The sequence below is a fragment of the Paraburkholderia elongata genome (genome assembly GCF_013177735.1).
Classification (GTDB): domain Bacteria; phylum Pseudomonadota; class Gammaproteobacteria; order Burkholderiales; family Burkholderiaceae; genus Paraburkholderia; species Paraburkholderia elongata.
Genome location: NZ_WOEZ01000350.1, coordinates 1 through 9,005, shown reverse-complemented (window position 1 = coordinate 9,005; position 9,005 = coordinate 1). Strand labels below are relative to the sequence as shown.

The following is a 9,005-nucleotide window of genomic DNA, read 5'->3' as shown; positions in this document are numbered from 1 at the left end:
CATTATGTCCAGCGGGTAATGCAGCCGTTTGAGCGCCTTGCTCACAGTGGCGTTCGGGGTCTTGATCATTCGTTACATCGCTCGTCTCGGGACCGACCACCATAGCAGATCGGCTTACTGCGACAGAGCCCGTCGCGATGCCCGCCGTAACGCCAGCCGCGAATGACGAATTGGTGCAGATGTTCGGGTTTTGTCGCATTAGCGATGTCGCGGTAAAGTTCGGTTTACCAAAACTTTGCCTCGGCCCGCGATGAAGAAGCCCGCGACACTGCGAACGCCCCTTGCTGCGGGCATTGCCAAAGTTCTGAAGCGGTTGCACTATCCGCTGGATGTAATGCTGCTGTGCGTGCGGTGGTATGTGGCCTACTCGCTGAGTCTTCGCAATCTTGAGGAGATGATGGCTGAGCGCAACATTGGAGTGGATCATTCGACGGTGCACCGCTGGGTGATCAGGCTGGTTCCGCTGTTCGAAAATGCGTTTCGCAAGCACAAGCGCCCGGTGGGCAAGAGCTGGCGCATGGATGAAACCTATATCAAGGCAAGAAAGGGCAGATGAAGGGCTCGGGCGAAATCCCACTGTCTGCTGCCCAGCAGTTCTACTCGCTCGTTTCATAAGTAATGCATAGCATCTCGCGTTTGCTTGATCCTCTTGCCTTACTGCGACACAACCCCAAATAGTGATCGGTGAAAGATGCCACGCTGCGGCCGTGCCTCAGGGGCGCAGCGTGGGCTGGAACGTCAAATGCGATTACAAGACACACCGCTCGCGACGTTTGCCAAGCAGAGCAATCATGATGTTGAGGTCCGTTAATTATGGGAGTGGATAAAAGTTCGGGCCTCCCCCAACTTTTATCCACTCCCACGCACAACGCCTCATCTGATCAGCGAACTCCGAAGCGGACCGAGGCCAGTATGCGGTTAAACCGGTGCGATGGACTTGCACTAGACCGCTGTGCGAGACGCTTCAGTCATAACCCTAAGCGATCGCTCCGCCTTCAGTTACAGACCTTCCGTATTGAGCCCGTCAGGATGCATGCCATCTATGATCGATCGTCCCTCAGCGAAACCGGCCTGTTCCGCAGCTTCTGCAGTCAGCAGATCGGCGATCGGGTGAGCAAAGCTCACCCGCTGCGCCGACGCGTAACGAGCGTCAGCTCCGGGGCGTGCAACGTAGCCGGTATAACCGAATGGGATATTCGGCGGGTGAGGCGAGTACTCAGCAATGGCGAGGACACGAATCGTAAAGCCGTTGTACTCGTCAAACCGTTCCTGTCCCTCAGCCATGGCGGTCTCCCATCATTGAAGTGCACGGAACCGCCGTGTGCGGGCTCACTCGCGGTTTTCGTCACACCATTCGATAGCCCATGCCTTCGCGCATGAGATTGCATCGGCCTCGTCGACAAATGAAGCGATGTCGCCCGAATCATGCGTTTCGACGCGATCTTCTGCGCTGCCAGGCCCGCGAGTGATTCTGGCCCTCGCGACATAATGTCCGTCGCTGGCGCGACGTGTCCGGCAATCGATATGAAACGCCTTGTATTCGAACTGCATCAATGTCTCCCAAACGGCGGTCCACTAGAAGATTAGTCGTTGCGTGGGCCAATGTGGAGGTGCGCCGCGACAGATTCCCGATAGTCGCAGACCGGACGACGGAAGAAGACTTCACCTTCAACGACTTGTGGCTCAGCCTGCTCGCAGGCGAGCCGGGACGCGCAGCGGCGGGTCAGCACCCGGGCCACCGTCGGCATGCTGGGGAAATTCTGGCATGTCCGTCGGGATGAAGAAGCTGTGCGCATTGACGCATTCAGGACTCTCAGCGGTGGAGCAATGTCAAGGTGATAAGGGTTCCTGAAGCCGCATTCGTTGCCGCGTTCACGTGAGCGACACGCAGGGCCGCCCGTTTTGCCCATCTGATATTGGCGGCTTGTGCGCAGTATCGGCAGACACAGGATCGACATTGGCCGGATTTCACTGGATTTCAAACGAAACCAGCTCACGTCTTTTTCACGTATGCGCTGCACCATCCCTTTGCATTGACCAGCTTGCCGCCATATATCGGACAGGGACCATTGGCGCTGCCGGGCTTGCCCTGGTAGAGCTGACAATTTATGCAAACCTGACCGGTCTGGTACTTCGGATATTTGGTTTTGTCCACTTGGGACGCATCCGCTTTGTAGCCGAGCGCCTGGGCGGTGGGATCGCTCTCGGAGAGTACGGGGGCATCCGCCCATGACTCCTTTGAAAGCATAGCGGTTGAAGCGAGCGACGCGGCGATAATCATGAAATGACGGCGGGAGGCTTGCATCAGGGGACTCCTTTCGCGGTGTCGAGCCGGCTGCGGTGCAACGCGTCAGCCGGTAGAGACATTTCGCGACCTTCGGCCCGGTGAAGCTGAAAGACCTGTTTCGCGAGATCGATGCCGAGAATGTCGATTTCCATGATGAACAAGTCAGGTTGACGTCCGTCAGTGTCTCCCGGAGGGAGGCGTCGGGTCCATCTCAGTAGAAACCATCCGGGCGTAACGTCACTAGTCCATTGAACCAGATGAATCGCACCGGATGCGACGTGTTGGATCGGAGTACTTCCATTTCAGCGGTTCAGCTTGCTTGTTGTACTGGCGGATGTAGCGCATGAGCTTTTTGTGGAGGTCGTTGGTGCTGGTGAACACGCCGCGCGTGATGACATCGCGCTGGATGCGGGCAAACCAGTTCTCGACCTGGTTCAGCCATGATGAATACGTGGGGGTGTAATGCATTGTGACGTTGGGATGATCGGCCAGAAACGTCTGGACGGCCGCGGTCTTGTGGCTGCTGACGTTGTCGCAGATCACATGAATCTCTTGCGCGGCGCGCTGGGCCGAGACGACCTCAGTGAGAAAAGCGACGAACTGGGCACTGGTGTGGCGCGGCGCAGTCTTGCCCAGCACTTCGCCGGTGGCCGTGCTCAGCGCGGCGAACAGGCTCAGGGTCCCGTTACGCTTATATTCAAAGCCGTGGCTTTCGGCACGCCCGGGCGAGAGTGGCGGCACCCGGTCCTTGCGATCGAATGCCTGAATCGCTGTCTTCTCGTCCGCGCAGAACATCACCGCATGCGCCGGCGGGTTCAGGTACAGGCCGATGACACCGGCGGCCTTCGTTTCAAAGTCGGGGTCGTTGGACACCATGTGGGTATCCGGTCGATGCGGACGAATATCGTGCTTGCGCCAGATGCGCTGCACCGTCATGAACGGGATGCCCAACTGGGCGGCCAGCTTGCGACTGCTCCAGTGGGTCGCGCCGTCCTGCGGCTTGCGGCGCAGCGTGTAGTCGAGCACTCGCGCTTCCAGGCGCACCAGGTCCCGACGCGGCGCACGCCCCGGTTGCCGTCCGTAGAGCCCCCCAAGGCGATCACTTGCAAAGCGCGTCTTCCAGGTCGTAATAAAGCGCGAGTCGCGCCGCAGTTCAGTCATGATCGCCTCACGCGAGGTCCCTTCATCAAGCAGCAGGATCAGCCGCGCCCGTCGCAGCTGACCCACGGCCATCGTGCGACTGCGCGGCATTGCAATCAATTCCTCGCGCTCGGCTTCGCTCAGATTCATTTTGCCCATGCAACTTTAGATCGGTGCAATTTCCATGGTTCAATGGACTAGTGAAGCTAGCGATACAATGTCCGCTTCCTCCATGCGCGAACCGTCCGATGAATTGGAGCGGTTTGGCAATTGAGCGCATCGCATAATCGGATGAGTTTCACTGCGGTCGATTCGTAGACCGCATCAACGTCGTATTTTTTCTTCGCATGAACCTGAATTTTTTCAAGCATTGGTTAAGCGACCCTGCGACCGTGGGTGCAGTGGCGCCTTCATCGCGTTACCTCGCCGATGCCATGGCCGAAGGCGTTGACGCGTTCGAAGCAATTGTCGAGGTTGGCGCCGGCACTGGAGTCGTGACGGACTCTCTCGTACGCCGGCACCCGTCAGCGCGACTGATCGTATTCGAGCTCGGAGATCAATTGGCGACGGAACTAAGAGGGCGATTTCCGCAGGCGCATGTGGTCGGCGGCGCATTTCATGAGAACGTTTCGGTTCCGCAAGACTAGCCAGCGAAGACGATTTTTGTCTCCGGACTGCCGTTTCGTTCGCTTTCGCCCCGTGTCGTCGAACCAACGGTCGCGGCCTTCGCCGAACTCCTGTACGCGGACAATGCCCGGCGTCTTGTGCAGTTCACTTACCAACCCAGAGTCCCATTTACCGCGCCTACGGGCTTGTGTTGGCATCGCATCAAGACAGTCTGGTTGAATACGCCACCGGCGAACGTCTGGCATCTCAGCAGCAAGGCCAACGGGCGCCGTAGCGGCGCTGTGCGCCCCGTCTCGACGCGCGGTCCCTTCAGCAAGATATAACGCGACACGTGCGAAACCTGCGGTTCGGGGCGTCCCGGCAGGTTGGATCCGGGCTTGCATCGGTGGGGCCGGCAGACGGACGACTGAGGTGTTCGCTTGGGCTAGCTGTGTCCATGGCAAGCCCGCCGGCAGCCGGTTTGCGGGGATCGGCAGTGCGATTTGAAACGACGACAAGACGACTCATGAAATCCTTCGTGGTTGCGTTCAGTTGACGGTGTGGGTACCTGGTTGCGGCTGACCGCGGATCGAACAGCCCCTGGTTTGTCGGCAAGCCGTGTGCCGGCGATGGCGGAAAAGCGCTCGACCACGGGTTCCATGACGCAACTCACCGGTTCATCCGCACAGGGTCTCCTCTCCCGTGCGGCGAGTCATGAAAGACCGTAGCCGCAACGGCAGCGATCGCCGTACCAGGTAATGCGGTAATCGTACCGGCGGGAAATGCTTTGAGCTCTGCTGAGCCCTGTTCCGTCAGGGGGCTTAATTTTTTTGAGCACTTAACAGGAACCATATCTGTTCCGCGACTCCCGTACCGATGGTTTGACAGGCACCTGGTATTTTGAAGCGGTTTAAGGGGAGAAGCGCAACATTGAGGTTAGTGAACGGAAGTATCGAGTCGGGATGCAGGGGCAAGACACACCGCCTCCGCCAGCCAGTCAATGAATATTGGCCTTTCGGCCCGTTTTTCATTTCTACCCGCCAGACATGTAAATGTCCTTTGGGTGCGCCATTAATGCTTGTGGTGCATCAGGTCCCGAAGATGATGTTCGCGGAACCACTGGGTTAGCAGCTCCCGGTTGCTGGATGCGGCCCAGATCCCGGCGCCAACCACAACCACGATGATCCCCATCAAGATCGCCAACATTGAGTCAGTCATGGCACCCCTCCATCGAAGTTACAGCCGCGTTTAGATTTTAGGCGACAGCTTGCACCGATGCCTACCTGGGGTTATCGTACTTTCCGTGCAAAATCTGGCGCTTTGATCCTGAAAATCCATATTGATCAAGAACTTGCGAAATCGCTGATTGCGCGGAAAACACCGACGGCCGAGCCTTGCCGCTAACCCCAGTTACGCGGCCGCGAGTTATGCCTGATCGGCCCGTTGGCGGATGTCGACAGCCGTCGCGATCGGCAACGCAATGAACGTACGCTCCGACATTTCAGCGTAGGTGCGCAGGAACGGCAGATACAGTTCCACATTCCACTGTTTCCTGTCTTTCCGGCCCGCGTACGGATGGAGGATTTCGCCGTCTGGACGACGCCGGTCAAACCGCAGGACGCCCTTGTGCGGGTAACGGGCTTCAGGGCCTTTCCACGGTTCTGTCGCAGTAAGCCGATCTGCTATGGTGGTCGGTCCCGAGACGAGCGATGTAACGAATGATCAAGACCCCGAACGCCACTGTGAGCAAGGCGCTCAAACGGCTGCATTACCCGCTGGACATAATGCTGACATGCGTACGTTGGTACGTCGCCTATCCGTTGAGTCTGCGTCATCTGGAAGAAATGATGTCCGAGCGGGCAGTGTCGGTCGATCATTCGACGGTGCACCGGTGGGCTATCAAGTTGCTGCCTGCGCTCGGTAAGGCATTCGGACTGCGCAAGCAAAAGGTCGGTCGAAGTTGGCGAATGGATGAGACCTACATCAAGGTCAAGGGCGAATGGAAGTACCTGTATCGGGCCGTCGATAAGGCCGGCGACACGGTTGACTTCCTGTTCCGCGCCAAGCGGGACAAGGCCGCGGCCCGGCGCTATTTCGAAAAGGCGATCGCTGGAAACGGCGTACCGGAGACGGTGACGATCGACAAGAGCGGGGCGAATCTCGCGGGGCTAAATGCGATCAATGCTGATCGGGAAGTGCCGATCAAAATTCGACAATCGAAGTATCTGAACAACGTGGTGGAGCAGGACCATCGAGCGATCAAACGCGTCGTACGACCAATGCTAGGATTTAAAAGCTTTCGTTGCGCCCGCATCATTTTAGGCGGTATCGAACTCATGCACATGATAGCGAAAGGGCAGATGAAGAGTGACGGTGGACGGCATCGTTCAGTCCCCGAGCAGTTTTACGATCTCGTGAAATAAGCATTCCTATTCGTTCCGTCTAGACTTTTCCTGATTTCCTTACTGCGACAGAACCCCATTCATCGTTGAAGTCCAGCGCATCGTTGGGGCCGCCGGTATTCCGGACGGAGGATTTGAAGCTAACTCCGGCCGCTGTTTCTGTCACGACGATATGGCCAGACGGCATGCGTCAAACTTCATGCGGCGGCGGTGAGCGTAATGACCACTCCGGTCGGCACCTCAACGCGAGGCTCCGATGGCGCCAGCATGATGGCAATAGCCAGCAACGCATGCGGTTGTGTGGGTCCGCGTTGCGCTGAGCGACCTCGTCGACAGTCGTTGATTCCAACGCCAACGCGCGCCAGGTATCGGCGGAACCACCCTCCCTGCAGATCAGTTGCCACTGCCCGGGCCCAACGTCCAGACTGTCGCCGTATTCGTATTGTCGTTGACTGCCGCGAACTGTGACTGGCTACTGCTGCCGAGTCCGAACGCGAGGCCGAACGCGGCGCCTGCCGTCGGATCGACCTGCATCTGTGCGACGAACTGCCCGCCGGGCGTGAACTCGACCATTTCGCTCGCGTGCTGCGCATCGGGTGGATTAACAGCATCGCCGTTCGCTGTCACCAGATCTCCATTCGGCGCAAGCGCCAATGCCAGCGGCCCGTGAAGGTGGGTAGTGTCATTGTAAATCGGCGTTCCCGTGCCATTATCCTTCTTGAGCTTCATCGCGCCCATAATCCGGAACACCGCGTTGTCACCGGTTGATGCGACATACAGAAAATCGTTTGTACTGTCGTAGGCCAGTCCTGTCGGGCCGACAACCAGCGCCGCGGTGTTGGGCAGGTGCGTGTAGCCGGACGCAATGATGACCGAGCTTGTCGCCAGCGTCGCGCCGCTCTCCCCGATGTTGATATCGATCCTCGCCACGGTTCCGCTCAGCACGTTTGAGACGAACGCCGTGACCTGCGGCGCCTGAGCCTGCTCGTTGATTACCGTCATATCCCACGGACCGTCCAGGAGAGTGGCATCTGTCAGTTCACTAACGAGCCCGCCTTGGGGGTTGATCACCAGTAGCGAGCCGGGTGGCCTGATGGCCGACCCGTTCGTCGTCGGAAGATTGCCGACCAGCACAAAGCCGCTCTTCAGCACCGCAAGTGCGGTAGTGAGGCCAAGATTCTGTCCTTGGAAAAAGGTGACTGGCTTGCTGTCGGTCACAAGCTTCACGATGGTCGTGCCGCTGCCTTGCTTGTTCGACGCGGCGTTGAAGTTGGATACAAGGACGTCGCCCGGCTTCAGCGTGCTCCACGACGGCACGCCGCTGGGCACGAACGCAATGCCGTACGGATTGACGTCACCCCTGGTTGGAACCGTCGACGCGACCGTGGATGTCGGCGGAAGGATCCCCTCTGCACCTGCTATGGAGGATCCCAGCGACAATACGACGAGACCGACTCCACACATGGCGCCGCGTAATCGCCGGGGCAAAAGGCTGGATGGGGGACGGAATTTCGACGAGCGGATAAACCGGGTTGATGATTCGAAGGCAGACAACTGACGCGCAGTTTTCATTGGGCACCTCCTGTGTTTGGGGACCACCCCAGCTGGCTTGGCGGCTGGGGCAAGCTCTGAGAGTCTGCAATGCTTCAACGTAAAAGGTCGTTGATGCCGCGGAAGGCGACGTTCGCGCCGCTGATGCACGGGTCCGGCGGCCAGGAAAAAAACGTGCCGCTGCCGCCGAGAACGGCCGTGTTGAGGTCGGGCACCTTGACCAACGTGCCATAGCGCAACGCATAGATGCCCTGCTGCCCAGTGCCCCCCGCGCCCCAGAACGCCACGTTGCCGGCGCTGATGGCCGGGTCAGGCGGAAAAATAGGATCCTGGGGAACGAAGGCGGTGAAGTTGCCGCTGCCGCCGGGGATGGCGGTCGTGGTATCGACGACGGTGATGAGCACGGCGGTCGGGCCGCCGATGACCGTCACCGCGTGGCTGACGAGGGGCAGGACCGCGAGGAACAGGGCCAGCCAGGCAGAACATAGACGCCGCATGAGTATCTCCTCAGCGCAATCGAACCCGTTCAAAGCTTCTTTTTGGTGGCACCGATGCCGGGACAGCGTCTGGTGGTCATACCCGTCCGTAAAGCGTAGTCTCGCATCAACGCGCTTCGCCACACCCGAATGCGTGCCTATGTGCGGTACCGCACAGAAGTCTGCCGCGGCGCGTTCGCCACATGGCAACCTTCGATTCCGCCTTGGTGCGGGGCTGGCGGCCGTTTAACGATCGCATACGATCAGGTGCTCGCGCATGTAGTTCGCCTTTGTTATTAGTGAAGCCGTCAATTCATTGGAGCGTCTTTAGAGGACCGCACACTGCAGTCGTTGGACCATCCGGGCGCCTTTCACACCTTACCTGCTGTCATTCCCCATTGACTTGCTTAATGGATATCGGGTCTTTACTCATGCCGTTCGGTGAAGTGCCATGCCTGCCACTGGTTCGGGGTAAGACCAGGTCCCTACCGTCGAGCTACTGTCGTTTAGATTGGGCCTCACCATTGAATCGCTGCGGTCTTG

The 9,005-nt window shown here is 58.7% G+C and carries 9 protein-coding genes and 1 pseudogene; 2 read left to right on the top strand and 8 right to left on the bottom strand.

The features are described from left to right. Positions 1 to 250: 250 nt before the first annotated feature. Positions 251 to 544, top strand: a pseudogene (locus GNZ13_RS51420) (IS6 family transposase); the annotation flags it as partial. Between the two features lie 455 nt (positions 545 to 999). On the opposite strand, the gene GNZ13_RS51415 reads toward GNZ13_RS51420, so the two are convergent. The 6 genes from GNZ13_RS51415 to GNZ13_RS51400 form a co-directional block, all read right to left on the bottom strand. After that, a complete protein-coding gene (locus tag GNZ13_RS51415; RefSeq protein WP_172179099.1) occupies positions 1,000 to 1,284 on the bottom strand; it encodes a hypothetical protein in 285 nt (94 codons plus the stop codon). A gap of 45 nt (positions 1,285 to 1,329) precedes the next feature. After that, positions 1,330 to 1,551 carry a hypothetical protein gene (locus GNZ13_RS53405; protein ID WP_236002590.1) on the bottom strand — a complete coding sequence of 74 codons (222 nt, stop codon included), beginning with the start codon at positions 1,549 to 1,551 and terminating at the stop codon, positions 1,330 to 1,332. Between the two features lie 442 nt (positions 1,552 to 1,993). Next, on the bottom strand, positions 1,994 to 2,305 hold the full coding sequence (locus GNZ13_RS51410) for a high-potential iron-sulfur protein (RefSeq protein WP_172179098.1): 312 nt from the start codon (positions 2,303 to 2,305) through the stop codon (positions 1,994 to 1,996). Continuing rightward, the gene (locus GNZ13_RS53725) at positions 2,305 to 2,439 is read right to left on the bottom strand and encodes a hypothetical protein (RefSeq protein WP_268959262.1); all 135 of its coding nucleotides are present in this window, start codon (positions 2,437 to 2,439) and stop codon (positions 2,305 to 2,307) included. The genes GNZ13_RS51410 and GNZ13_RS53725 overlap by 1 nt, the downstream gene beginning before the upstream one ends. 88 nt (positions 2,440 to 2,527) lie before the next feature. Then, positions 2,528 to 3,586, bottom strand: a complete 1,059-nt coding sequence (locus tag GNZ13_RS51405) for an IS630 family transposase (RefSeq protein ID WP_172179097.1) — start codon at positions 3,584 to 3,586, stop codon at positions 2,528 to 2,530. Between the two features lie 1,518 nt (positions 3,587 to 5,104). Beyond that, entirely contained in the window at positions 5,105 to 5,251 is a 147-nt protein-coding gene (locus GNZ13_RS51400) for a hypothetical protein (protein ID WP_172179096.1), read from the bottom strand. A gap of 500 nt (positions 5,252 to 5,751) precedes the next feature. Between GNZ13_RS51400 and GNZ13_RS51390 the strand changes: the two genes are divergently transcribed. Continuing rightward, positions 5,752 to 6,456, top strand: coding sequence for an IS6 family transposase (locus GNZ13_RS51390; protein ID WP_172179095.1), 705 nt, complete (start codon positions 5,752 to 5,754; stop codon positions 6,454 to 6,456). Positions 6,457 to 6,828: 372 nt separating this feature from the next. Here the strand turns inward: GNZ13_RS51390 and GNZ13_RS51385 are convergent, their stop codons facing one another. Then, the gene (locus GNZ13_RS51385) at positions 6,829 to 8,007 is read right to left on the bottom strand and encodes a lactonase family protein (protein ID WP_172179094.1); all 1,179 of its coding nucleotides are present in this window, start codon (positions 8,005 to 8,007) and stop codon (positions 6,829 to 6,831) included. 74 nt (positions 8,008 to 8,081) lie between these two features. Beyond that, positions 8,082 to 8,483, bottom strand: coding sequence for a hypothetical protein (locus tag GNZ13_RS51380; RefSeq protein ID WP_172179093.1), 402 nt, complete (start codon positions 8,481 to 8,483; stop codon positions 8,082 to 8,084). Between the last annotated feature and the right edge of the window lie 522 nt (positions 8,484 to 9,005).

Excerpts from the sequence above, each read along its gene's own strand:
- GNZ13_RS51415 (WP_172179099.1), bottom strand. The coding sequence starts at position 1,284 with ATGGCTGAGGGACAGGAACGGTTTGACGAGTACAACGGCTTTACGATT.
- GNZ13_RS53405 (WP_236002590.1), bottom strand. The coding sequence starts at position 1,551 with ATGCAGTTCGAATACAAGGCGTTTCATATCGATTGCCGGACACGTCGC.
- GNZ13_RS51410 (WP_172179098.1), bottom strand. The coding sequence starts at position 2,305 with ATGCAAGCCTCCCGCCGTCATTTCATGATTATCGCCGCGTCGCTCGCT.
- GNZ13_RS53725 (WP_268959262.1), bottom strand. The coding sequence starts at position 2,439 with ATGGAAATCGACATTCTCGGCATCGATCTCGCGAAACAGGTCTTTCAG.
- GNZ13_RS51405 (WP_172179097.1), bottom strand. The coding sequence starts at position 3,586 with ATGGGCAAAATGAATCTGAGCGAAGCCGAGCGCGAGGAATTGATTGCA.
- GNZ13_RS51400 (WP_172179096.1), bottom strand. The coding sequence starts at position 5,251 with ATGACTGACTCAATGTTGGCGATCTTGATGGGGATCATCGTGGTTGTG.
- GNZ13_RS51390 (WP_172179095.1), top strand. The coding sequence starts at position 5,752 with ATGATCAAGACCCCGAACGCCACTGTGAGCAAGGCGCTCAAACGGCTG.
- GNZ13_RS51385 (WP_172179094.1), bottom strand. The coding sequence starts at position 8,007 with ATGAAAACTGCGCGTCAGTTGTCTGCCTTCGAATCATCAACCCGGTTT.
- GNZ13_RS51380 (WP_172179093.1), bottom strand. The coding sequence starts at position 8,483 with ATGCGGCGTCTATGTTCTGCCTGGCTGGCCCTGTTCCTCGCGGTCCTG.